The organism is Kitasatospora sp. NPDC056273 (genome assembly GCF_042268845.1).
Classification (GTDB): domain Bacteria; phylum Actinomycetota; class Actinomycetes; order Streptomycetales; family Streptomycetaceae; genus Kitasatospora.
On sequence record NZ_JBHJSJ010000002.1, the window covers coordinates 340,626 to 363,172 of the forward strand.

At 74.9% G+C, this 22,547-nt stretch carries 21 protein-coding genes; 19 read left to right on the plus strand and 2 right to left on the minus strand.

Annotation, left to right across the window (positions count from 1 at the left end; translation table 11 throughout):
- Nucleotides 1-197: 197 nt before the first annotated feature.
- Nucleotides 198-1,682 carry a S8 family serine peptidase gene (locus ACFCY1_RS03080; RefSeq protein ID WP_049659264.1) on the plus strand — a complete coding sequence of 495 codons (1,485 nt, stop codon included), beginning with the start codon at nucleotides 198-200 and terminating at the stop codon, nucleotides 1,680-1,682.
- A gap of 114 nt (nucleotides 1,683-1,796) precedes the next feature.
- Here the strand turns inward: ACFCY1_RS03080 and ACFCY1_RS03085 are convergent, their stop codons facing one another.
- A complete protein-coding gene (locus ACFCY1_RS03085; protein WP_049659266.1) occupies nucleotides 1,797-2,696 on the minus strand; it encodes a HipA family kinase in 900 nt (299 codons plus the stop codon).
- A gap of 91 nt (nucleotides 2,697-2,787) precedes the next feature.
- Between ACFCY1_RS03085 and ACFCY1_RS03090 the strand changes: the two genes are divergently transcribed.
- From ACFCY1_RS03090 to ACFCY1_RS03130, 9 genes are all read left to right on the plus strand, one after another.
- The gene (locus tag ACFCY1_RS03090) at nucleotides 2,788-3,228 is read left to right on the plus strand and encodes an SRPBCC family protein (protein WP_074001617.1); all 441 of its coding nucleotides are present in this window, start codon (nucleotides 2,788-2,790) and stop codon (nucleotides 3,226-3,228) included.
- 253 nt (nucleotides 3,229-3,481) lie between these two features.
- Nucleotides 3,482-4,636 carry a glycosyltransferase gene (locus ACFCY1_RS03095; RefSeq protein ID WP_375873292.1) on the plus strand — a complete coding sequence of 385 codons (1,155 nt, stop codon included), beginning with the start codon at nucleotides 3,482-3,484 and terminating at the stop codon, nucleotides 4,634-4,636.
- A 396-nt stretch (nucleotides 4,637-5,032) separates the two neighbouring features.
- The gene (locus ACFCY1_RS03100; RefSeq protein WP_375873293.1) at nucleotides 5,033-6,556 is read left to right on the plus strand and encodes a sugar transferase; all 1,524 of its coding nucleotides are present in this window, start codon (nucleotides 5,033-5,035) and stop codon (nucleotides 6,554-6,556) included.
- A gap of 7 nt (nucleotides 6,557-6,563) precedes the next feature.
- Entirely contained in the window at nucleotides 6,564-7,910 is a 1,347-nt protein-coding gene (locus tag ACFCY1_RS03105; protein ID WP_375873294.1) for an O-antigen ligase family protein, read from the plus strand.
- The gene (locus ACFCY1_RS03110; protein WP_074001613.1) at nucleotides 7,907-9,643 is read left to right on the plus strand and encodes a lipid II flippase MurJ; all 1,737 of its coding nucleotides are present in this window, start codon (nucleotides 7,907-7,909) and stop codon (nucleotides 9,641-9,643) included. The genes ACFCY1_RS03105 and ACFCY1_RS03110 overlap by 4 nt, the downstream gene beginning before the upstream one ends.
- Nucleotides 9,633-10,484, plus strand: coding sequence for a polysaccharide deacetylase family protein (locus tag ACFCY1_RS03115; protein ID WP_079271934.1), 852 nt, complete (start codon nucleotides 9,633-9,635; stop codon nucleotides 10,482-10,484). The genes ACFCY1_RS03110 and ACFCY1_RS03115 overlap by 11 nt, the downstream gene beginning before the upstream one ends.
- Entirely contained in the window at nucleotides 10,481-11,596 is a 1,116-nt protein-coding gene (locus tag ACFCY1_RS03120; protein WP_375873295.1) for a glycosyltransferase, read from the plus strand. Before ACFCY1_RS03115 ends, ACFCY1_RS03120 begins: the two co-directional genes overlap by 4 nt.
- A gap of 49 nt (nucleotides 11,597-11,645) precedes the next feature.
- The gene (locus ACFCY1_RS03125; RefSeq protein WP_375873296.1) at nucleotides 11,646-12,602 is read left to right on the plus strand and encodes a Wzz/FepE/Etk N-terminal domain-containing protein; all 957 of its coding nucleotides are present in this window, start codon (nucleotides 11,646-11,648) and stop codon (nucleotides 12,600-12,602) included.
- Nucleotides 12,599-13,759: a GNAT family N-acetyltransferase gene (locus ACFCY1_RS03130; RefSeq protein ID WP_375873297.1), complete on the plus strand. Its 1,161-nt coding sequence runs from the start codon at nucleotides 12,599-12,601 to the stop codon at nucleotides 13,757-13,759. The genes ACFCY1_RS03125 and ACFCY1_RS03130 overlap by 4 nt, the downstream gene beginning before the upstream one ends.
- Nucleotides 13,760-13,763: 4 nt before the next feature.
- On the opposite strand, the gene ACFCY1_RS03135 is transcribed toward ACFCY1_RS03130, so the two are convergent.
- A complete protein-coding gene (locus ACFCY1_RS03135; RefSeq protein ID WP_375873298.1) occupies nucleotides 13,764-15,005 on the minus strand; it encodes a glycoside hydrolase family 26 protein in 1,242 nt (413 codons plus the stop codon).
- A gap of 369 nt (nucleotides 15,006-15,374) precedes the next feature.
- Here ACFCY1_RS03135 and ACFCY1_RS03140 point away from each other — a divergent pair, with 369 nt between their 5' ends.
- The 9 genes from ACFCY1_RS03140 (at nucleotide 15,375) to ACFCY1_RS03180 (ending at nucleotide 22,541) form a co-directional block, all read left to right on the plus strand.
- Nucleotides 15,375-16,385, plus strand: coding sequence for a hypothetical protein (locus ACFCY1_RS03140; protein WP_375873299.1), 1,011 nt, complete (start codon nucleotides 15,375-15,377; stop codon nucleotides 16,383-16,385).
- Between the two features lie 237 nt (nucleotides 16,386-16,622).
- Nucleotides 16,623-18,221 carry an ABC-F family ATP-binding cassette domain-containing protein gene (locus ACFCY1_RS03145; protein WP_049658446.1) on the plus strand — a complete coding sequence of 533 codons (1,599 nt, stop codon included), beginning with the start codon at nucleotides 16,623-16,625 and terminating at the stop codon, nucleotides 18,219-18,221.
- 327 nt (nucleotides 18,222-18,548) lie between these two features.
- Nucleotides 18,549-18,782, plus strand: a complete 234-nt coding sequence (locus tag ACFCY1_RS03150) for a helix-turn-helix domain-containing protein (protein ID WP_049658450.1) — start codon at nucleotides 18,549-18,551, stop codon at nucleotides 18,780-18,782.
- Between the two features lie 301 nt (nucleotides 18,783-19,083).
- Complete coding sequence (locus ACFCY1_RS03155) at nucleotides 19,084-19,890, plus strand: enoyl-CoA hydratase/isomerase family protein (protein ID WP_375873300.1); 807 nt, start codon at nucleotides 19,084-19,086, stop codon at nucleotides 19,888-19,890.
- A gap of 193 nt (nucleotides 19,891-20,083) precedes the next feature.
- Entirely contained in the window at nucleotides 20,084-20,572 is a 489-nt protein-coding gene (locus ACFCY1_RS03160; RefSeq protein ID WP_375873314.1) for an Asp23/Gls24 family envelope stress response protein, read from the plus strand.
- Between the two features lie 61 nt (nucleotides 20,573-20,633).
- A complete protein-coding gene (locus ACFCY1_RS03165) occupies nucleotides 20,634-20,825 on the plus strand; it encodes a hypothetical protein (RefSeq protein ID WP_049658455.1) in 192 nt (63 codons plus the stop codon).
- A gap of 95 nt (nucleotides 20,826-20,920) precedes the next feature.
- Nucleotides 20,921-21,238: a hypothetical protein gene (locus tag ACFCY1_RS03170; protein ID WP_375873301.1), complete on the plus strand. Its 318-nt coding sequence runs from the start codon at nucleotides 20,921-20,923 to the stop codon at nucleotides 21,236-21,238.
- Nucleotides 21,235-21,888 (plus strand): DUF6286 domain-containing protein, encoded by a 654-nt coding sequence (locus ACFCY1_RS03175; RefSeq protein ID WP_375873302.1) that lies wholly within the window; start codon nucleotides 21,235-21,237, stop codon nucleotides 21,886-21,888. The genes ACFCY1_RS03170 and ACFCY1_RS03175 overlap by 4 nt, the downstream gene beginning before the upstream one ends.
- Entirely contained in the window at nucleotides 21,885-22,541 is a 657-nt protein-coding gene (locus ACFCY1_RS03180) for an alkaline shock response membrane anchor protein AmaP (protein WP_143204497.1), read from the plus strand. Before ACFCY1_RS03175 ends, ACFCY1_RS03180 begins: the two co-directional genes overlap by 4 nt.
- Nucleotides 22,542-22,547 lie beyond the last annotated feature (6 nt).

The window sequence follows — 22,547 nt, forward strand, 5'->3', positions numbered from 1 at the left end:
AACCATCACTTTTTAACACTCTTGACCTCTGTTTCCCTGTTGACCCCCGAACGGTCGCATCCCGGTTTCTGGTTCAGATGTGACGATTAGATGACTACCTCTTGCGCTTATAAGCAAATATTCATTAGCGTCCCGGTCATTCCCAAGCGCACCTGCCACCGCAGCTGCCGCCTTGACGACTCGGGAGGCCAACCCTCATGCGTGTTCCTCGGATCAGCGGTACCCGGTACGCGGCAGTGGGCGTCGTGCTCGCCACTGCCGGCGCCCTCGCGCTGCCGGCCGGCACCGCCGTCGCGGCCCCCGCGGCCGACCCGACGACCGGTCCGGTGATGAGCTACGTCGTCAACACCAAGGCCAACCACGGTCAGGTGCAGAAGGTCGAGAAGGCCATCACCGGCCTCGGCGGCACGGTGGTCCAGTCGTACGAGCAGGTCGGCGTCGTGGTCGCCCGCTCGAACGACACCAAGTTCGCCGAGAAGCTGCGCCTGGCCAAGGGCGTCGACTCGGTCGGTGCCAGCCGCACCAAGGGCATCCAGGCCTCCGACCAGGGCAAGGCCGACGTCGCCGCCGAGCCGGCCGCCGCGGCCGCCCCGGGCCAGGAGCCCTACGACGCCTACCAGTGGGACATGCGTCAGATCGGTGCCGACAAGGCCCACAAGATCTCGCTCGGCAGCCGCAACGTCACCGTCGGCGTCCTGGACTCCGGCATCGACGCCACCCACGAGGACCTGGCCGCCAACGTGGACGCCTCGCAGTCGGTCTCCTGCATCGACGGCAAGACGAACACCGACTGGAAGGCCTGGCAGCCGACCACCAGCGACCACGGCACCCACGTGGCCGGCACCATCGGCGCCGCCAAGAACGGCAAGGGCATCGTCGGTGTCGCGCCGAACGTCAAGCTGGCCGCCGTCAAGGTCGTCGACGACGGCGGGTTCATCTACCCGGAGAACGCGGTCTGCGGCTTCGTCTGGGCCGGCGAGCACGGCTTCAAGGTGACCAACAACAGCTACTTCGTCGACCCGTGGATGTTCAACTGCAAGACGGACAAGGACCAGGCCGCCATCTCGGACGCCGTCCGCAAGGCCGTCGCCTTCTCGCAGCGCAAGGGCGTCCTCAACGTCGCCGCCGCCGGTAACGAGAACCTCGACCTGGCGCACAAGACCGTCGACGTGGCCAGCCCGGACGACACCACCCCCGCCTCCCGCCCGGTCACCAACGACTGCCTGTCGCTGCCGACCGAGCTGCCCGGCGTCGTCGCCGTCTCCGCGGTGGGCTCCGAGGGTGTCAAGGCGTACTACTCCAGCTACGGCAAGGGCGTCGTCTCCGTCACCGCGCCCGGTGGCGACCGCCGCTTCCAGCTCCCGGACACCCCCGACAAGGACGGCCGCATCCTGTCCACCATCCCCGGTGGCAAGTACGGCTACATGCAGGGCACCTCGATGGCCACCCCGCACGTCGCCGGCGTGGTCGCGCTGCTCGCCAGCACCTTCCCGTGGGCCAGCCCGGACGAGCTGACCGAGATGCTGACCAGCCACGCCGAGTCCGTCCCGTGCCCGAAGGGCGAGTTCAACCCGGGCGGCGCCGGTGCCTGGAAGGCCACCTGCGAGGGCACCACGAACGACAACGGCTTCTACGGCGCGGGCCTGGTCAACGCCGAGAAGGCGGTCCAGTGGTGGCGCTGACGCGCTGACCGCGGACAGCACTGAACAGTAGAACCGGGGAGCGGGCCCACAGGGTCCGCTCCCCGGTCGCGTTCCCACCCGTCGGCGTTCCGGCCGCGTCGGGCCCGAACCCGGCTAGCCCTCGTCGGCGTACTGCTCCCAGGCCGTCTCCACCGACGGCTTGCCGTGCAGGTCCGGTACGTCCCGCAGCCAGGCGGGCCGCCCGGCCCTGGTCCGGGCCGCCCGCCGCCGCTCCGCCTCGCGCAGCTGCTCGGGCGTGGCGAAGCCCTCCGGCAGCCACTCCTCGGAGAGCACCACCCGGGCGGCGAGGTGGGCGACGTAGGCGTGCCGGACGGCGTCCACCGAGTCGAAGCCGGGCTCGCCGGCCAGCCACTCGTCCGGGACGAGCGCCGCCACCTCCTCCAGCAGCGGCACGGTGACCAGCGGCCCGAGCTCCTCGTCGGCCAGCCGGACGTCCGGGGCCGAGCCGCCGAGCGCGTGCGCGCTGAGGTCGTACCGCTTGCCGACCGAGGCCTCGGCCCCCGCCCAGCGGTGGTGGAAGATCAGCGCGGCGCCGTTGTCGATCAGCCAGAGCCGCCCGTGCCAGACCACCAGGTTGGGGTTGTGCACGGTGCGGTCGACGTTGCCGGTCAGGGCGTCCAGCCAGACCACCCGGCCGGCCTCGGCCGAGTCCACCGTGATCATCCCCGGCCGGAAGTCCCGCGCGCCGGGCAGCAGGTCCATCCCGAGGTTGACCCCGGCGCTGGCCTTGAGCATGTCCTGGATCTCGGCGTCCGGTTCGTCCGCGGCGACGGCCGGGTCGAAGTCCACCAGCCGCAGCTCCGGCACCCGCAGGCCCAGCCGCCGGGCCAGCTCACCGACGATGACCTCGGCGATCAGCGCCTTGCGGCCCTGCGCGGCCCCGGTGAACTTGACCACGTACGTGCCTAGGTCGTCGGTCTCCACCACGCCCGGAACGGAGCCGCCGGCCCGCAGCGGGTCGACGTAGCGCACAGCAGTCACCAGATCGAGCACACCGGCCACCCTATCCCGCCGCGTCGCGGGCTGGACCCTGTGATTGGCTTGCCGGACAGAGCGGTTCCCACCACATGAGGAGAGCAAGGTCATGGGACAGGTGCAGGCCACCACCGAGCGGGTCTACGACGCCGCGCCCGAGCGGGTGTACGAGGCGCTGGCCGACTACCAGGTGACCCGCCCGAAGCTGCTGCCCGCGCAGTACAGCGAGTACGAGGTGCGGGTCGGCGGCACCGGTGCCGGCACCCAGGTGCACTGGAAGCTCCAGGCCACCGAGAAGCGGGTGCGCGACTGCCTCTTCACCGTCTCCGCGCCCGAGCCCGACCAGCTGGTCGAGAAGGACGCCAACTCCAGCATGGTGATCACCTGGACCGTCTCGGCCGTCGGCGAGGGCCGCGCCAAGGTCACCGTGACCGCCACCTGGCAGGGCGCCACCGGCATCGGCGGCTTCTTCGAGCGCACCTTCGCCCCGAAGGGCCTGAACCGGATCCACGACCAGGTGCTGGCCAACCTGGCCGCCGAGGTCCGCTGAGGCCCGCCGAGGTCCGCTGAGGCCCACCGAGGTCCACGTGGGTCCGCCGGGGCCACCGCGGTCCGTCGGCCCCCGGATTCGCCAACCGCGCGATTCGCGCGCGTAGATCCATCGAACCGCTCGAATCGCCCGGGGATTCGAGCGGTTCGGTCTCCCGTACGAGCCGAAAGCCGTACGGGTGGCCGAACCGCCACCTGCGGGTGACGGGGGCCGCCCGGCACCGGTGGGCCACCCTAGGCTCGCCGCCGTGCATATGACGATCCTTCACATTTCCCAACCGGTGGACGGCGGGGTCGCCCGCGTCGTCGCCGATCTGGTCCGGGGCCAGCGGGAGGCCGGCCACCGGGTGCTGGTCGCCTGCCCGCGCGGCGGGCGGCTGGCCGCGGAGGCCGCCGCGGTGGGCGCGCTGGTCCAGGACTGGCCCGCCCGGCGCCCGCCCGGCCCGGGCACCCCCGCCGAGGCCTGGCGGCTGCGCCGGATCGTCCGGGCGGCCGCGCCCGACGTGGTCCACCTGCACAGTGCCAAGGCCGGGTTGGCCGGGCGGCTCGCGGTGCACGGCACGGTGCCGACCGTCTTCCAGCCGCACGCCTGGTCCTTCGCCGCCGTCGACGGCACGCTGGCCGCCGCCACGCTGCGCTGGGAGCGCTTCGCCACCCGCTGGTCGCACCGGCTGCTGTGCGTCAGCGTCCAGGAGCGGGCCGACGGCGTGGCGGCCGGGCTGCACGCCGACTGGGCGGTGGTGCCCAACGGCGTGGACGTGCGCCACTACGCGCCCGCCGACCGCCGCGCCGCCCGGATCGCGCTCGGCCTGGACCTGGAGGCCCCGCTCGCGGTGTGCGTCGGGCGGCTGTGCCGGCAGAAGGGCCAGGACGTGCTGCTGGCCGCCTGGCCGGAGGTGCTGCGCCGGGTGCCGAGGGCCCGGCTGGCCCTGGTCGGCGGCGGGCCGGAGGAGCAGCGGGTCGCGGAGCTGGTCCGGCAGACCGCCGAGCCCGCCCGGATCCGGCTGGTCGGGGACGTGCCGGACCCGCGCCCGTGGCTGGCGGCGGCCGACCTGGTGGTGCTGCCGTCACGCTGGGAGGGGATGGCGCTGGCCCCGCTGGAGGCGATGGCGGCCGCCCGTCCGGTGCTGCTGACCGACGTGCCCGGCGCCCGGGAGTGCCTGCCGCCGTCCGAGCTGGCGCACGCGGTGGTCCCGCCCGAGGACGCGCGGGCCCTCGCCACCCGTATGGGGGACGCGCTGTCAGATCCGATCGAATGCGAGCGGCGCGGCGCCCGGTTGCGCGAGCACGTGGTGGGCCGGCACGACGTGCGCACCGTGGTCGAACAGGTTGACGTCCTCTACCGCCACCTGCTGGGCGCGGGACCGGCGGCGGGGCGGCGCCGGGCCCGTGTCCCAGAGCGGATCTGATCGTTTCACATGCCGTGAATGCCCGCCGTTTCCGGCGTTGTCGTATTCGCACCCTCGGCCGGATAGGGAGGCGAGGCGTCAAATCCGAAATACCTATTAATGGGCGGCTGGAATGAATCGGCAAGTCAACTTCCGGCCTGTACCGCCCGGTTCTGTATTGTCGGATTTTGCCTGCTTCGTTCGGATTTCATGTCGGGAATTCACGGCTGGGCCCCTCGCGACCGACTTCTTCGTGACCAGTTCCTTTGCGATCGGCCCCGCCGCCGGACATCCGGAAGCCGCGAGCGGCAGCAGGTGCTGTCAGGACCGCGCCCACCGGGCCGGGACGGCCGCCCCGCGCCAACCGGTGCCGGGGCACCGTCACCCCGGGCACACAGCAGGGGAGATCGTGCGCTGATGACCATTGACCACGAGAGTGTGCCGCGATCGAGCGGACCCCTGTCCGGCCCCCGCCGGCCCGGCACCGGGCTGCTCGACCGGCCGGCGGGGGCGGCGCACCTCCGGACGGTCCCGCCGCAGCACCGGTCCCGTGGGACGGTCCGCTCCCGGCTGGCCCTGTCACTCGCCCTGGTCCAGGCCGACGTCATCGCGCTGTGCTCCGCCGGCGGCATCGCCAACCGCGCCTTCGACCCGGCCGCCCCGCTCGACCCGCTGCTCGGCGTCCCCGCCGTCCTGCCCCTGCTGCTCCTGCTCAACCTGGCCGGCGGCCTCTACCGCCCCCGGCTCACCCTGTCCGTCCTGGACGAACTGCCCGCGCTGTCCGCCCGGGCCGTGGTCGCCACCGCCTTCGCGGTCACCCTGTCCGGCGGCCTCGGCGGCCACTGGCCCGACTGCGGCCCGGCCAGCCCGGCCCGGCTCACCGTCCTGCTCGGCGCCCAGCTGCTGATCGTGGCCGTCGGCCGCGCCGTCCTCTACCACCTGGTCCGGCGGATCCGCCGCAGCCGCCCCAGCCCCGTCCTGGTGCTCGGCGCCGGCCGGCTCGGCCGCCGGGTCGCCGCCGCCCTCCGCGCGCACGGCGAGTACGGGATGCGCCCGGTCGGCTTCCTCGACGCGGACCCGCCGCTGCTGCCCGGCGACACCGACCTGCCCGTGCTCGGCGGCCGCGAGGCACTGGAGCGCGAGGTGCGCCGGCACGGCGTCCAGCACGTGATCGCCACCGCCGGCGCCGCCGACGAGGCCGAGACCGCCGCCACCCTGCGCGACGCCGCCCGGCTCGGCTGCCAGGTCTGGCTGGTGCCCGCGCTGCGCGAGTACGGCTCGCTGCCCGCCGCCCCGATCACCGGCGGCGACCACCTGTGGGGCTTCCCCTGCCTGCGGCTCGGCAGCCCCGCGATGCGCCGCCCCGGCTGGGCCGCCAAGCGCGCCCTGGACGTCACCGCCGCCGCGATCGGCCTGCTGCTGCTCGCCCCCGTCCTGGTGCTCTGCGCCCTCGCCGTCCGCTTCGACACCGGCCCCGGCGTGCTCTTCCGCCAGCAGCGCACCGGCCTGGACGGCCGGGTCTTCACCGTCCTCAAGTTCCGCACCCTGCGCCCGAGCAACGAACACGAGTCCGCCACCCGCTGGAACATCTCCCAGGACCACCGGATGGGCGCCGTCGGCCGGCTGCTGCGCAAGAGCTCGCTGGACGAGCTGCCCCAGCTGTGGAACGTCCTGCGCGGCGACATGAGCCTGGTCGGCCCCCGCCCCGAACGGCCGTACTTCGTCATGCGGTTCGGCCAGGCCTACCCCGAGTACGCGGACCGCCACCGCGTCCCGGTCGGCCTCACCGGCCTGGCCCAGGTCAACGGCCTGCGCGGGGACACCTCCATCGAGGACCGGGCCCGCTTCGACAACCGCTACATCGAGAGCTGGAGCCTCTGGCAGGACGTCAAGATCCTGTGCCGCACCGCGGCCCTGATGCTCCACCCGGACGGGAGCTGACCCCTTCGTGGCCCTGACCCTCCCCGCCTTCCCCCGCCCGGCCTTACGGGCGGCCCTACCCGCGCTCACCGAGCGCACCAGCCCGCTGGCCGCCGCCACCGTCCTGCTGGTCTGCGTGCCCACCGGGGAGAAGGACGTCGCCGCCGCCGTCCACGTCACCGCCGCCGACCTCGCCTCGCTGGCCCTGGTGGCCCTCACCGCGCTCAACCTGCTGCGCGGGCGGCTGCCCGCGGTCAGCCGCACCACCTGCGCGCTGTTCGGCGGGATCGTGGTCGCCGCCGCCGTCGCCACCCTCGGCTCGACCGACCCGGCCGCCAGCGTCACCGGCTTCGTCCGGCTCGCCCAGGTGTTCGTCCTGGTCCCCGCCGCCGTCCTCTGCGCCCTGCGCGACCGCACCGACCAGCGCCTGGTGCTCGGCTCCTTCGTCCTCGCCGCGCTGGTCCAGGGCGTGGTCGGCGCGAAGCAGTACCTCACCCACACCGGCGCCTCCTACACCGGCCAGCCGATCCGGGCCGTCGGCACCTTCGGCGCGCTCGACATCATGGCGATGTCCAGCGTGGTCAGCTTCGGCCTGCTCGCCGCCCTCGCCTTGGCCCTCGGGGAGCGGGGATCCGCCGGAAACGCCCGGCTGCGCCGCGCGATGTTCGCCGCCGCCGCCTTCCTCGCCTTCCCGCTGGCCGTCTCCTTCAGCCGCGGCAGCTGGATCGCCACCGGCCTCGCCGCTACCGTCCTGCTGCTGCGCGTCGACGCCCGGCTGCTGGTGCGCGGCGCCGTCCTCGGCCTGGCCGCCGCGGTCGTCCTGGTCGGCGGCCTCGGCCTCGGCGGCTCCGGCGTCACCAAGCGGCTCAGCTCGATCGGCTCCGTCTCCGCCGCCCCCGACCAGTCCGTCTCCGACCGGTACGACCTGTGGTCCACCGCCGGACGGATCTGGCAGGACCACCCCGTGCACGGCGCCGGCCCCAAGGCCTTCCAGCAGCTGCGCGACAGCCACGCCCCGCTGCGGCTGTCCTCCGGCAGCGACGCCGCCGACGCCACCATCGGCTTCCAGCGCGAACCCCTGCTCTCCCCGCACAACATGTACTTCCTGGTGCTCAGCGAGCAGGGCCTGATCGGCATCACCGCCTACGCCGCGCTCTTCCTCGCCCTGCTGATCGGCTGCCTGCGCCACCGCCGCGGCCCCGGGCTCGCCGCCCTCGCCCTGCTCACCTGGGTCCTCGTCGACTTCCTGTACTCCGACATCGGCGGCACCACCACCGTGCTGACCTCCGTCGTCCTCGGCCTCGCCGCCCGCGCGGCCGCACAGCACCCCGGGCACCCCGCCGCCGGTCCGGCTACCACCGGAGCGGCCCGGTGACCACCGACCGGCCCGCCGCCGTCGCCTCCCCCCTCCCCGCCCCCCGCGGCGCCCCCGGCGGGGACCCGTCCGCCGGGCCCCACCCGGCCCCCCGGCGCGGCTTCCTCGCCAAGGCCTTCGGCATCACCGCCGTGCTCAGCGCCGCCGGCTCCGGCCTCGGCCTGCTGCGCGACCTCCTGCTGGCCCGCTACTTCGGCGCCAACCAGGGCACCGACGCCTTCCTGGTCGCCTGGACCGTCCCCGAGACCGCCGCGCCGCTGCTGATCGAGGACGCCATGTCCTTCCTCATGGTGCCCGCGTTCGCCCTCGCCCTGGTGCTGCGCGAGGAGGACCCGGACGCCCCCGACCCGGTCCGCCAACTGGTCCGCGCCACCCTGCCCTGGCTGCTGCTCGCGCTCAGCGGCCTCGCCCTGGCCGTCGCCCTGGGCGCCCCGGAACTGGTCGACCTGCTCGCCCCCGGCCTCACCGACCCCGGCCTGGCCGTCACCTGCACCCGGATCACCGCGGTCACCGTGCTGCCCTTCGGAGTGGCCGGCTACCTGGCCGCCGCGCTGCGCGCCCACCACCGCTTCACCGCCCCGGCCGGCATCTACGTCGCCTACAACCTCGGCATCCTCGCCGTCCTGCTCTGCCTCCACTCCTACCTCGGCGTGCGCTCCGCCGCCCTCGGCGTCGCGGGCGGCAGCCTGCTGATGGCCGGTCTGCTGGTCGGCCCGTTCCTGCGCCGGCTGCGCCAGGGCCCGCCCGGCACCGGCCGGGGCCGCCGTTCGCGCCGGGCCCTGGTGCTGATGCCGCTCGCCCTGCTGCCGGTGGCCGCCTTCACGCTCACCCGGCAGTCCCAGGTCTTCGTCGAGCGCTACCTCGGCTCGGCCCTGCCGCCCGGCACCATCTCGCACCTCAACTACGCCGCCAAGGTCTCCCAGCTCGCCATGACGGCGGGCCTGCTGATCTGCACCGTCACCTTCCCGCTGGTCGCCCGGGCGCTGGCCGCCGGGGACCTCACCGCCGCCCGCGACCGGGTGGAGAAGGACCTCGGCCAAGCGGCGGCCGTCGTCCTGTTCGGCACCGCCTTCCTGATGGCCTGCGCCCCCTCGGTGGTCTCGCTGCTGTTCGAGCGCGGCGCCTTCGGCCCGCACGACACCGCCGCCACCGCCGACGTCATCCGGGTGTACAGCTTCGGCCTGCCCGCCCAGGCGCTGATCGGCGTGATGGTCCGCCCGTACTTCTCGCTGCGCCCGGTGGTCCGCCGGGCCGACGACCCGGGCGCCGAGGACGGCCGCCGGCTGCTGGACTGGTACCCGGCCGCCGCGATGGTGCTCGGCCTCGGCGTCACCGTCGCCACCGGCCTGCTCGCCACGCCCCGCTTCGGCGCCCTGGGGCTGGCCGCCGGCAACGCGGCCGGGATCACCGCCGCCGCCGCACTGCTGCTGCACGGCCTGGTGCTGCGCGGCATCCCGCTGCGGCTGCACCGGGTGCTCGGCGGCCACGGCCGGCTGGTGGCCGCCGCCGCCGGGGCCACCGTGCTCGGCACCGCCGCCGCCGGGCTGGCCGCCGACCCCCTGCTGTCGACCCTCCTCGGGGGCCTCACCGTGGCGCTGGCCTTCGCGGCCCTCGGCACCGGGCTCGGCGCCCGCGAGGTGCGCGGCCCGGTCCTCGCCCTCGCCCGGGCCCTGGGGCCCGTCCGGAACCCGCCAACCGCCGCCGAAGAAGGGAAGCGTCCCGATGGACAATGAACGGGGAACCGTCCGTTCGGCCCGGGCAGGCCTCCAGAGCGCACCGCCGGACCGGGCACGACCGCCCAGGAGCCGCCACCCGCTCGGCGCACCGCCGGTCCCCGGCTCCGCCTCGCCGTGGATCCTGATGTACCACTCGGTGGCGGTCGAGCAGGAGGACCCCTACCGGCTCACCGTCAGCCCCGAGCGGTTCGCCGAACAGATCGGCTGGCTGTACCGGAGCGGCCGGCGCGGCGTCTCCGTCCGCGAGCTGATGCGGGCCCACGCCCTCGGCCGGGACGACAGGCTGGTCGGCCTGACCTTCGACGACGGCTACGCCGACATCGCCCGGTACGCGGTGCCGACCCTCCAGGCGTACGGCTTCACCGCCACCGCGTACGTGGTCGCCGACCTGCTCGGCCGGGACAACGGCTGGGACACCGAGGGCCCGCGCAAGCGGCTGCTCACCGTCCAGGAGGTCACCGGGCTCGCCGGCGCCGGCTGGGAGATCGGCTCGCACGGCCTCGGCCACCGGGCGCTGCCCGGCCTGCCGCCCGAGGCCCTCGCCGTCCAGGCCCGGGAGAGCCGGCGGCTGCTGGAGGAGGCCGTCGGCGGCCCGGTCACCGGCTTCTGCTACCCGTACGGCGCCGTCGACCTGCCCGCCGCCCTGGCCGTGCGCGACGCCGGGTACGACCACGCCTGCGCCATCGCGCACTCCCCGCTCACCGGCCGCTTCGCCCTGCCCCGCTGCTACGTCGGCGACCGCGACGGCGCCTGGCGGCTGCGCGCCAAGCAGGGTCGGCACCGGTTGCGGGACGCCGTCACCGGGCTGCGCCACGCCCGCCGGGAGCCCCGGCCATGAGGGTGCTGCACATCGTCACCGGCCTGGCCGCCGGCGGCGCCGAGCGCCAACTGCACCTGCTGCTGCGGCACCTGCCGGCGCACCAGCAGTGCGAGGTGCTCGCCCTGACCAACCCCGGCACGGTCGCCGAGGCGCTGCGCGCCGACGGCGTCACCGTCCACCACCTCGGCATGCGCGGCAACCGGGACCTCGGCGCGCTGCCCCGGCTGGTCCGGCTGGTCCGGGCCGGCCGCTACGACCTGGTGCACACCCACCTGTACCGGGCCCAGCTGTACGGCCGGACGGCCGCCCGGCTGGCCGGGGTGCGCGCGGTGGTCTCCACCGAGCACTCGCTGCACGCCGGGGTGATCGAGGGCCGCCCGGTCACCCGGGGCGTCAAGGGCCTCTACCTGGCGGCCGAACGGCTCGGCAGCACCACCGTCGCGGTCTCCCGCCAGGTCGCCCAGACGCTGCGTTCCTGGGGCGTCCCGCCGGCCCGGATCGAGCTGATCCCGAACGGCATCGACACCTCCCGCTACCGCCTCCCGCCCGCCGAACGGGCCGCCGTCCGCCGCCGGCTGCGGGCCGAGCTCGGGCTGCCGTACGGGGGCTGGGTGGTCGGCGGGGTGGGCCGGCTGGTGCCCGGCAAGCGCTTCGAGGTGCTGGTCGAGGCGCTCGCCGAGCTCGACCCGGCCACCCGGCTGGTGCTGGTCGGCGAGGGTCCGGAGCGCGCCGCGCTGGAGCGCCGGGCCGAGGAACTCGGCGTGCGGGACCGGCTGGTGCTCACCGGGGAGCGCGACGACGTCCCCGAACTGCTGGCCGCCCTGGACGTGCTGGCCGCCCCCTCCACCGCGGAGACCTTCGGCCTCGGCGTCCTGGAGGGCCTCGCGGCCGGGCTGCCGGTGCGCTACAGCGCCTGCCCGGCGCTCGACGAACTGCCGCCCAGGGCCGCCCCGCAGGCCCGCCGCGTCCCCTCCGAGCCCGCCGCCTACGCCGCCGCGCTGCGCGACCTGCGGCCGCTCAGCGGGCACACCGCCGACCCGCTGCCGCACCCCCCGGCCGTCGGCCACTACGACATCGTCCGGGTCGCCGCCGACCTGGGCGCCCTCTACGACCGGCTGGCCCGCGTCTGACCGCCCGCCACCGCCGGAACCGCCGTACCAGACCCAAGGAGCAACACCCATGACCACACCGCGCCGAAGCGCCCGCCGCCTGGTCCGCCGCTGGTGGCCGGTGGTGCTCGCGGTTCCGCTGGGCGCCGCGGTCGGCGCCGGGTACGCCGTCGCCGCGTCCCCGTCGTACGCCGCGAACGCCTACGTCCTCGTGGTCGCGCAGAACCCCGGGGAGGCCGCGATCGCGACCAACTTCGCCCAGGCGTACGGCCGGCTGGCCGGGCAGCCGCAGGTGCTCGGGGTGGCAGCCGCCGAGACCGGCCACACCCGGTCCGAGCTGGAGGCCCTGGTGCACGGGACGACCTCCCCGGACGCCCCGATGATTGAGATCACCGGGACCGGGGAGCGCCCCCAGGAGGCCGCCCGGACGGCCGACGCGGTGGCCCGCTCGCTGGTCGCCTTCGCCAACACCAGCAGCAAGGACACCAACGTCCGGCTGGTGACGCTCTCCCCGGCCGCCGCGCCGGACAGGCCGACCACGCCGTCCGGGAGGCTGGACGTCGCGGTCGGCGGCGCGACCGGGCTGCTGCTGGGCGCGCTGGTGATGATGACCCGCCGCCGGGGTGCCCCGGCGGCGCCGGAGGCCGTCGGGAGCCCCGCGACGCCGCAGGAGCCGCAGGTGCCGCGGGCCGCGCGGGTGCCGCAGGCCCCCGCCGCGTCCGCGCCGGTGGCCGTCCCGGCGACCCCGCGCCCGCGCCGCGAGGAGCCGGCCGGGGCCGGGACCGAGCCCAAGCCCGCCGCGGGTCCCAAGGTCGAGCCCAAGACCGAGGCCGAGCCCAAGGCCGGGACCAAGAGCGTGAAGGCGCCGGTGAAGGCCCCGGAGAAGGCCGAGAAGAAGCCCGCAGGGAAGCCCGTCGGGAAGGCCGACACGCAGGCCGCCGCCGAGCCCCCGGCGGCGGAGCAGCCCCCGGCCGAGGCGCCGGCCCCGGCCACCACTGAGCAGGCCCCGGTCGGGGGCGGTCGATGAGCACCGAGACCCGCAGAGGCGGCCTGCCCGCCCAGGCGACGGCGCCGGCCTGGACCACCGAGCTGCGCTGCGAGGACGACGCCCTGGACGCCCTCGCCGAGGAGTGGGACGACCTGGCCGCCCGCTGCCGGACCGCCACCTTCTTCCAGGCCGCGGACTGGCAGCGCTCCTGGTGGCGCCACTACGGCCGCCCCGGCGGCCTGCTCGTGGTGCTGGTCCGCCGGGACGGCCGGCTGGTCGGCGCGGGCGCCTTCGTGCGCCGCGGCGGGCCGCTCGGCGGCCTGACCGGCCTCGGCGGCGGGCTGGTCGACTACACCGACGTCCTGCTCGACGACGAGTGCGCCGACCGGGCCGCCGCCGAGTTCGCCGCCGCGCTCCCGCTCACCCGCCCCTGGCACTGGCTGGAGCTGCGCGAGGTGCACCCCGGGGCGGCGGTGCACCGGGTGTACGGGCACTGGCGCGGCAGCCGCCGCCGCTACCAGGACTCGCTCTGCCAGTACCTGCCGGCCGTCCCGATGGACCGGCTGCTCAAGCGGGTGCCCGGCAAGACCGCCCAGCGCAGCCGGGTGAAGCTCCGCAAGATCGCCGAGGCCGGGGTGGAGGTCCGCTCGACCCCGGTGGCGGAGGTGCCGCAGGCGCTGGACGCGATGCTGCGGCTGCACTTCCTGCAGTGGCAGGCGCGCGGCGTCACGCCCGAGCACCGCACCGAGCGGTTCGCCCGGCACCTGGCCGAGTCCAGCACCGGACTGGTCGCCGCCGGCCGGGCCGCCGTCCACCAGTTCCACCTGGACGGCCAGCTGGTCGCGGTCAACCTGCTGCTGCTCTGCCCGTCCTTCGGCGGGCTGTACATGTACGGGGCGCACCCGGTGCTGCGCGAGCGGCTGGACATCGCCGGACTGCTGTTCAGCGCGGCGCTGGACGAGACGGTCGGCGCCGGCGTCCCGCTGCTCGGCCTGCTGCGCGGCCAGGAGCCGTACAAGCAGCGCTGGCGGCCGGACCAGCTGGCCAACCAGCGGCTGCTGCTCGGCCCGGCGGGGGCGGCACCGGCGGCCGCCGTCCGGGCCGGGGCGGTGCGCGCCCGGCAGGCGGCGGCGCACCAGCTGCGCACCCGCTTCCCCCGCCTCAAGGAGGCGCTGCTGGCCCGCCGCCGCAGCTGACCGCTCAGTGCCGGGCGTGCCGCGCGCCGCCCGTCGGCTTGTGCGTCGGCTTGGGGGCCGTCGGACGGGTCGACGGGCTGGCCGCCCGGCTCGGGGTGGCGCCACCCCCGGGTACGGCGGGGGCGGCGGGTACGGCGGGCGCGTCCGGCGGGTCCTCCGGAGCCGGTGCCGGGGCGGTGGGCGGCGCCGGCACCCCTTCCGGCGCCGGGGCCCCCTTCGAGCCGGACATCAGCTGCTTGAACGTCGTCGCCGAGCGGGGATTGCGGTCGCACTCGAAGAAGCCGTGCGGACAGTAGTCGGTGACGGTCTGGTAGGCGGTGTCGTGGGTGCGGATCCAGTCGACCATCCGGCGCACGTACTCGGGGTTGTCGCCGTTGCGGAACAGCCCCCACTCCGGGTAGGAGACCGGCTTGCCGCGCTTGGCGGCGAACTCCACCTGGTCCTGGAGGCCGTACGGCTCGCGCACGTAGTCGTCGAAGGTGCCGCCGGCGGGCTGGTCGTAGCTGTCCATGCCGATGATGTCGACCACGTCGTCGCCGGGGTAGCACTTGGTCCACGGGACGGCGTCCAGGCCCCGGCTGGGGGCGAAGTCGAAGCGGAAGCGCTGGCCGGGCACCGAGCGCATCACCCCGACGATCCGCCGCCAGTACGCCTTCCACGCGGACGGGTCGGGCTTGCAGCGGTGGGTGTAGGTGGTGCCGTTCATCTCCCAGCCGAGCGTGAGCACGGTGTCCGCGCCGCCCAGCGCGACCAGCCGGCGCGCGAGCTTGAGGAAGTGCGCGTCGAAGTCCCCGCGCTCCCCCTGGGCGAGCAGTCTGGCGACCTCGCCGTCCGGCACGTTCGCCTCGTTGGGCACCAGCATCGGCACGCCGAGCACCAGCAGCCGGGACGGGTCGGCCTGCCGCCACTGCGACCAGAGGCCGAGCACCATCGCCTCGCCCTCGATGTCGCTCCAGTCGTTGCCCGCCAGATAGGTGTGGCCGACCTGCATGTTCGCGTCGCCGAGCCACTGCGCGTACTGGCGGATCTGCGGGATGTGGTTGTCCCAGGAGCCGACGAAGGCGCCGAACGGCGGCTCGTGGTTCGGGCGCTGGACCGGAGGGCGGGGGGCCGCGCCGCGCGGCTCGACGGCGTCCGAGGAGAGGGTGTGCCGTTCGGTCTGGCTGAACGGCGTCCCCGCCGGGACGCTGGCCGTGGCCATCAGCAGCAGGGTGGCGGCGGCCAGCGTCAGGCGGCCGATTCGCATGGTGCTCTCCTCCGGACGTCGCGTGGGCGGGGCGCACGGTCTCGGCGTGGACGGACCGTGACGCCCCGCTGGCCGACAGTAGGCCCGAAGGGGGACGAAAAAGCCGAATGTCACCCTAAAGTGGGCGCCATTCGAACGCCGTCTGCCGCAACGGCCGGCGGCCGGTGCTCAGGTATCAGATCTGTAACGGTCCGGCCGGGCCCGTCCGGCCCGCTCCGGCGGACCCGGCGGAGCGGCCACGGCCCCGACGGCGCAGGTGGGCGGGCGGGCGCGCGGGGAGGGCGCGCGGGGCCCGGCGGACGCCCGGCGGGGCCCGGCGGGGGCGGAACCGGGCTGACTCGCGTACCCGGTGAAAGGTACGCTCCGGCCGTGTCCTGGAAGCCTCTGCGTGTACTGACCCCCCGCTCGATCCTGCCTGCCTCGGCGGTGGTGCTGGTCCTTGCGGCCGGGGCGGCGGCGCACGCGAACAAGCCGGTGCCGTTCGGCGACCGGGTCGCGGGACCGGGCGATGCGGGGGCGACGCCGGTGAACTCCGAGTCGCTCGGCTCGGCCGACCTCGACCTGCGGGTGGGCCCGGGCTTGGAGGCCTTCCACCAGCAGACCGGCGAGCAGGCCTGGTCCTACCGCCGCGAGGGCGTCGAGGCGCTCTACCTGGCGATGGCCGGCGACAACGCGATCGTGGTCTGGGACGACGGCATGGTCACCTCGGTGCGCCCCGGCGACCACGAGGTGCGCTGGCACCGGGTGGTGCCCGGCCTGGCCGACTGGCTGCACGGCGACGGCGAGCCCGGCGCCGACAAGCGGACCGAGGCCCAGCGCAAGGCGCTCGCCAAGCAGCGGGCCGCGGCCGCGCTGCACACCGTCCAGCGGGACGGCTCGCCCTGGCTGGCCCTGGTCACCCCGAACCTCACCATGGGCCTGCGCGACGCCGACGGCGACCTGCGCTACAACGACAAGCCCTCCGGCGGCTGCGTCTACGACCCGCTGCGCGCCGTCCACACCGACTACGCCGTGCTGATCCCGCGCACCTGCACCAACAGCGGCGGGCAGGCCGTCTCCGGCGGCATCACCGGCTACCGGCTGGACAGCAACGGCTGGTCGACGAGCACCGGCCCGACGGCCACGGTCAAGGTGCTGGACCGCAGCCGGGTGGAGATCACCGATGGCCCGGTCGTCCCGCCCCGGGTGTTCGACACCAAGGCGGCCGCGCCCGAGACGGCCTGCGGCAGTGTGGGGGCGCCGTTCGCGGCGGTCCGGCCGCAGGGCGGCTGCGCGGCGGACCCGGCCGCCGGCCAGGACCCGGCCGGGAACCCGGCCCCGGACGCCCCGGCGGCCGCCGGAGCCCCCGAGGGGGACCAGCCGGCCGGGCAGCCCCAGTAGCCGGGACGGCCTCCGGTCGGTGGGCCGGCGGGCCGGTGGATACCCCTGGGCGGTACTTCCCCGGGGGCGGTACGGGGCCCGGTAGACTTGCCGTCATGGCTATCTTCTCCGGGCAATAGCGGGCGGTCGGCGCCGCGAGGGCCGCGCCGACCGCCGATGAAGCCCCCCTCATGCCAACCCGGCCCCGGGTCCGTCGCACCCGGCCGCCCGCCCACGTCCCAGGAGTAGTCCCCAGCCATGATTTCCGCCAACGCCCTCGAACTGCGTGCCGGTGCCCGGATCCTGATCGAGTCCGCGAGCTTCAAGGTCGCCGCCGGTGACCGGATCGGCCTGGTCGGCCGCAACGGCGCCGGCAAGACGACGCTCACCAAGGTGCTGGCCGGCGAGGGCCTGCCGGCCGCCGGAACCGTCACCCGTTCGGGCGAGGTCGGCTACCTCCCGCAGGACCCGCGCACCGGCGACCTGGACGTCCTCGCCAAGGACCGCATCCTGTCCGCCCGCGGCCTCGACACCGTGCTGAAGAAGATGCGCGAGAACGAGGACCGGATGGCCAACGGCCAGGGCGCCACCCGGGACAACGCGATGAAGAAGTACGCCCGGCTGGAGACCGAGTTCCTCACCAAGGGCGGGTACGCCGCCGAGGCCGAGGCCGCCACCATCGCCGCCGCGCTGGGCCTGCCGGACCGCATCCTCGCCCAGCCGCTGCACACCCTCTCCGGTGGTCAGCGCCGCCGCGTCGAGCTCGCCCGGATCCTCTTCTCGGACTCCGACGTGCTGCTGCTCGACGAGCCCACCAACCACCTGGACGCGGACTCGATCGTCTGGCTGCGGGACTTCCTGAAGACGTACAAGGGCGGCTTCATCGTCATCTCGCACGACGTCGACCTGGTCGAGACGGTCGTCAACAAGGTCTTCTACCTGGACGCCAACCGCTCCGCCATCGACGTCTACAACATGGGCTGGAAGCAGTACCAGCAGCAGCGCGAGGACGACGAGAAGCGCCGCAAGCGCGAGCGCGCCAACGCCGAGAAGAAGGCCGCGACCCTGAACGCGCAGGCCGACAAGATGCGCGCCAAGGCGACCAAGACGGTGGCCGCGCAGAACATGGCCCGCCGCGCCGACAAGCTGCTCTCCGGCCTGGAGCAGGTCCGGGTGAACGACAAGGTCGCCAAGCTGCGCTTCCCCGACCCGGCCCCCTGCGGCAAGACCCCGCTGACCGCCAGCGGCCTGTCCAAGTCCTACGGCTCGCTGGAGATCTTCACCGACGTCGACCTGGCGATCGACCGGGGCTCCCGGGTCGTCGTGCTGGGCTTCAACGGTGCCGGCAAGACCACCCTGCTGCGGATGCTGGCCGGGGTGGAGGCGCCGGACACCGGCGAGGTGATCCCGGGCCACGGCCTGAAGATCGGCTACTACGCCCAGGAGCACGAGACGCTCGACCCGGACCGCAGCGTCCTGGAGAACATGCGCTCGGCCGCGCCGGACACCGACCTGGTGCAGATCCGCAAGATCCTCGGCTCCTTCCTGTTCTCCGGGGACGACGTGGACAAGCCGGCCGGGGTGCTCTCCGGTGGTGAGAAGACCCGTCTGGCGCTGGCCACCCTGGTGGTCTCCTCCGCCAACGTGCTGCTGCTCGACGAGCCCACCAACAACCTCGACCCGGCCAGCCGCGAGGAGATCCTGGGCGCGCTGCGCGAGTTCTCCGGCGCGGTCGTGCTGGTCACCCACGACGAGGGCGCGGTCGAGGCGCTCGACCCGGAGCGGATCATCCTGCTGCCGGACGGCGTGGAGGACCTGTGGAACCCGGGCTACGCCGATCTGGTCTCGCTGGCCTGACCGGAAGTAGACGCGAGATCCGCTTTTTGGATGAGAATATCTAGTCCTTTCGGCGTGTCCGGGAATGAAGTAGACCTGGATTCCGTTTAAGGACTTTCCGTCGGCCCGCCACTCGATCGTGGTCGGGCCGACGCTGCTGATCAGCTCTTTTTCGGCAAACAGCGGCATCAGTCCGGGGGCGCGCACTCTGTGTGAGCGCCCTGCTGCGCTCGGATCACCACCGGTGGACCACGCAATTCCGACATCGACCTTGTCGAATGGGTGGCCAGGACGCGGTGGATGGGTGATCATGGGAATCTGACCGAGCAACGCTACGAGGAGGCACGGGTGGCCGAGACTCTGAAAAAGGGCAGCCGGGTGACCGGTGCCGCGCGTGAGAAGCTCGCGGCCGATCTCAAGAAGAAGTACGACTCCGGGGCGAGCATTCGCGCTCTCGCGGAGGAGACCGGTCGTTCGTACGGCTTCGTGCACCGGATGCTGAGCGAATCCGGAGTCATTCTCCGGGGCCGCGGCGGTGCCACGCGGGGCAAGAACAAAGCGACTGCCGGGGCCAGTTCCTGACGGTTCGTCAGCCATTGGCTGGATGACGCGGCGGCAGGACGCCGACCGAGGAGACGACGGTTGACCATTCAGCCGGGCGTCCGCCCTCGGGTCGTGTGGACCGGCCGCCGATCGTCATGTCCGGGGTGTCGTCCGTCCCCCGTTTTCCGAAGTCCGTTCATTTCTCCCGGGACCGTCGTCTTCGTTCCCCCGCCGAGTGCCCCGGGCCCCGTCGATCCTTCCCGGTCGGGGCCCCTGCCCTTGCGCGTCGAGGTTTGTTACTCTCCGGTAGCCACGTCCCTCGCCACCGGAGGTTCCCCGCATGACCGCTCCCGCCACCGACCCGCAGGCCCCGAGCTGGGAGCGGGACGGCGTCCGCCTGGAGATCGACGGTGAACTCGCCGTCGTGACCCTGTGCCGACCCAAGCGGCGCAATGCCCAGTCGCCCGCGCTCTGGCGCGCCCTCGCCGACGCCGGGTGCGACCTTCCCGGCAGTGTCCGGGTGGTGCTGCTGCGCGCGGAGGGGGTCTCCTTCTCCGCCGGGCTGGACCGGGCCATGTTCACCCCCGAGGGCATCCCGGGCGAGCCCACCTTCCTCCAGCTCGCCGCCTCCACCGACCAGGAGCTGGACGCCGCCATCGCCTCGTACCAGGAGGCCTTCACCTGGTGGCGCCGCCCGGACCTGGTCTCCATCGCGGCGGTCCAGGGCCACGCCGTCGGCGCGGGCTTCCAGCTGGCCCTCGGCTGCGACCTGCGGGTGGTCGCCGAGGACGTCCAGTTCGCGATGAAGGAGACCTCGCTGGGCCTCGTCCCGGACCTGGCCGGCACCAAGCCGCTCACCGAACTCGTCGGCTACGCGCGGGCGCTGGAGATCTGCGCGACCGGCCGCTGGGTGGGGGCCGAGGAGGCCGCCGCGATCGGACTGGCCAACCTGGTGGTGCCGGGCGAGGAGCTGGACGCCGCCGCCCGGGACCTCGCGGCGGCCCTGCTGGCCGCTCCGCGCGGCGCGGTGATCGAGACCAAGGCGCTGCTGCAGGGCGCCGCCGGGCGCTCCTTCGACGAGCAGCGTTCGGCCGAACGGGCGGCGCAGGCCCGTCGGCTGCGGGAGCTCGCCGGGATCGGCGACTGACCGCACGGTGATGACGCGGGGCCCGGCCCGGGGAGATTCCCCCGGGCCGGGCCCTTTCCCGTGCCCCCGGCGGGCCGCCGGTGCTCGCCGGGCGGGGATCGTGGCGAAATGCCAGAGTTGGGGAGGTTTGCGATATAGCTGGTGCCGTACGACGGGAGAAGCACCCATGCCTGACACTCCGACGCCCGCGACCATGCCCAAGCACACCGGCAGCGGCAGCGCCCCGAACCCCGGTCCGCCGGGGGCCGGCGGCGGTGCCAAGCCGGTGGGGGAGCGTGGCCGCACCGCGCTGGCCGTCGGCGTGGTGGAGAAGATCGCCGGGATGGCGGCCCGCGAGGTCGCCGGGATCCACGCGCTCGGCTCCGGGCTCGCCCGCACCTTCGGCGCGATGCGGGACCGGGTGCCCGGCGGCAAGCCCAGCGTCGGGCGGGGCATCAAGGCGGAGGTCGGCGAGAAGCAGACCGCGATCGACATCGCCCTGGTGGTCGAGTACGGCGTGGTCATTCCCGAACTCGCCCGCCAGGTGCGGGAGAACATCATCAACGCGGTGGAACGGATGACCGGCCTGGAGGTCGTCGAGGTCAACATCGCGGTCAACGACGTCCACCTCCCGGACGAACCGGAGTTCGAGGAGGAAGAGGAGCCGGTGGTGCCCTCCGGGCAGCGGCCGAAGCTCAAGTAGCGCGTTCGGCGGCGGGCCGACGGCGGACCCGACGAGGCAGCGGGACACGAGGGAGTAGCGGATGAACCTGGCCATCGTCGGCCTGGTGGTGGGCATGGCCCTCGGCTTCGCCGGGTACTTCGGCGGGTTCGCGGCCTTCCTGCTGGTGGCCGCGCTCGGGCTGGTCGGATTCGTGCTCGGGCGCCTGCTGGAGGGCGACATCGAGCTGGGCGAACTCGGGGACCTGCTCCGCGGCCGCGACCGGCGCCGCTGATGGCGGGCCCCGCGTCGGCTCCGGCCGCGCTCTCCGGGTCGGGTGCCGTACCGGGCCCCGGCCCGGGTTCCGGTTCTGGTTCCGGTTCCGGTTCCGTGCCGGGGCGCCGGGGGCGGCTCCGGGTCGCCGACCGGGTGTACGCGCGGATCGCGGCCCGGGCCGTCCGGGAGGTGCTGACCGAGGCCTGGCCCGCCGGGCGGGCGAAGGGGGCGCCGCCGCACGTCTCGGTGACCGTACCGGGGAGCACGGCGACGGTCCGGGTGGCGGTCGAGCTGCCGTTCCCCTCGGACATCGCGGCGCTGGCCGGGGCCGTTCGGGCGCGGATCGCGGAGCGGGTGGTGGGGCTGACCGGGACGAGGGTGTCGGAAGTCGTCGTCGTGGTCGAGAAGCTGGTGACGGGGGGCGCCTCGTGACCGAGGAGGCGCCCGGAACGGCGGCGGTGCCGGGGGCCCGGCCGGAGAAGGTCAGGCGGCTGCGGGCGCCCCGTACGGCCGCGGCGGCCCTGGTGGCGACGGCGGTGCTGGTGGTGGCGGGGGCGCTGCTGTACGACGTGGTCGCCGTACGGGTGGGGCAGCCGGCGCGGCGGTGGCGGGCGCAGATCGCGGACGAGCTGGCGACCCGGCACCTCGACGACCTGGCGGTGCTGGTGGGGGCCGGAGCGGCGACCGCGCTCGGCGGGTGGCTGCTGTGGCTCGCCGTCGCGCCCGGGCTGCGGCGGTGGCTCGTGCTGCGGCCCTACGGGGGGACGACCGCGGCCGTCGACCGGGCCGGGGTCGGACACCTGCTCGCGGACCGGGCGGCGGGCCTGGACGGGATCGACCGCCTGCGGATCCGGGTCGGGCGGCGGCGGGTCCGGATCTCGCTGGAGGGGGTGGCGGACCCGGCGCTGGTGCAGCGGCAGTTGCGGGACGAGCTGGAGCGGGTGGGGCTGGGGCGGCCACTGCGGCTGGACGTGCGGACGGGACGGGGGGCCGGGGGCGTGGTGGGGGAGGACCCGGGGGCGGGGACCACCGGGTCCGGGACGGGGGCCGGGGCGGCCGGCGGCGAGGGGGCGGCCGGGTGAGGAGGACGGTCGTCAACCGGGTGGTGCTGGGGGTGGTGGGGGCCGTGCTGCTGGCGGCCGGGGTGCTGGTGCTGGCGGGCGGGCTCGACCTGTACCGGCGGCTGGGCGTCCACCCGCCGCAGTGGTGGCCGCTCACCTCACCCGACCAGCCGGTGGTGAGCGCGCGTTCCCGGGGGCGGTGGGTGGCGTCGTCGTGGTGGTGGCCGACGGTGATCGGCGGACTGACCGCCCTGGTGGCGGGGATGGCGTGGTGGCTGGTGGCGCAGCTGCGGCGCAGCGGGCTGTCGAGCATCGCGGTGCCGACGCCGGGGGTGAGCGGGCTGCGGCTGCGGGTCGGTGCGCGGGCGCTGGAGGAGGCGCTGGAGAACGGGACGGCGGTGCTGCCGGACGTCGAACGGGCCGGGGTGCGGCTGGTGCGGGCGCCGGGGCACCCGAGGCTGCGCGGGGCGGTGCGGCTGCGGCCGGGCGGGGATCCGGCCGCGCTGGTGGAGCACTTCGAGGACGGGCCCCGGACGGACGCGTGCGGGAGCCTGCGGCTGGCGGAGCTGCCGGCCGACCTGCGGATCCGGGTCCTCCAGGCGGCCCACGCCGAGCCGCGGCCCGGGCGGGGGCGGCGCGGTCGGCGGGGGCGCGGGCAGGCGCGGGTGGAGTAGGCGGGT

Bases quoted from the DNA above. Each gene is read 5' to 3' on its own strand.
- ACFCY1_RS03080 (WP_049659264.1), top strand. From the start codon at position 198: ATGCGTGTTCCTCGGATCAGCGGTACCCGGTACGCGGCAGTGGGCGTC.
- ACFCY1_RS03090 (WP_074001617.1), top strand. From the start codon at position 2,788: ATGGGACAGGTGCAGGCCACCACCGAGCGGGTCTACGACGCCGCGCCC.
- ACFCY1_RS03095 (WP_375873292.1), top strand. From the start codon at position 3,482: ATGACGATCCTTCACATTTCCCAACCGGTGGACGGCGGGGTCGCCCGC.
- ACFCY1_RS03100 (WP_375873293.1), top strand. From the start codon at position 5,033: ATGACCATTGACCACGAGAGTGTGCCGCGATCGAGCGGACCCCTGTCC.
- ACFCY1_RS03115 (WP_079271934.1), top strand. From the start codon at position 9,633: ATGGACAATGAACGGGGAACCGTCCGTTCGGCCCGGGCAGGCCTCCAG.
- ACFCY1_RS03120 (WP_375873295.1), top strand. From the start codon at position 10,481: ATGAGGGTGCTGCACATCGTCACCGGCCTGGCCGCCGGCGGCGCCGAG.
- ACFCY1_RS03125 (WP_375873296.1), top strand. From the start codon at position 11,646: ATGACCACACCGCGCCGAAGCGCCCGCCGCCTGGTCCGCCGCTGGTGG.
- ACFCY1_RS03130 (WP_375873297.1), top strand. From the start codon at position 12,599: ATGAGCACCGAGACCCGCAGAGGCGGCCTGCCCGCCCAGGCGACGGCG.
- ACFCY1_RS03135 (WP_375873298.1), bottom strand. From the start codon at position 15,005: ATGCGAATCGGCCGCCTGACGCTGGCCGCCGCCACCCTGCTGCTGATG.
- ACFCY1_RS03145 (WP_049658446.1), top strand. From the start codon at position 16,623: ATGATTTCCGCCAACGCCCTCGAACTGCGTGCCGGTGCCCGGATCCTG.
- ACFCY1_RS03155 (WP_375873300.1), top strand. From the start codon at position 19,084: ATGACCGCTCCCGCCACCGACCCGCAGGCCCCGAGCTGGGAGCGGGAC.
- ACFCY1_RS03160 (WP_375873314.1), top strand. From the start codon at position 20,084: ATGCCCAAGCACACCGGCAGCGGCAGCGCCCCGAACCCCGGTCCGCCG.
- ACFCY1_RS03165 (WP_049658455.1), top strand. From the start codon at position 20,634: ATGAACCTGGCCATCGTCGGCCTGGTGGTGGGCATGGCCCTCGGCTTC.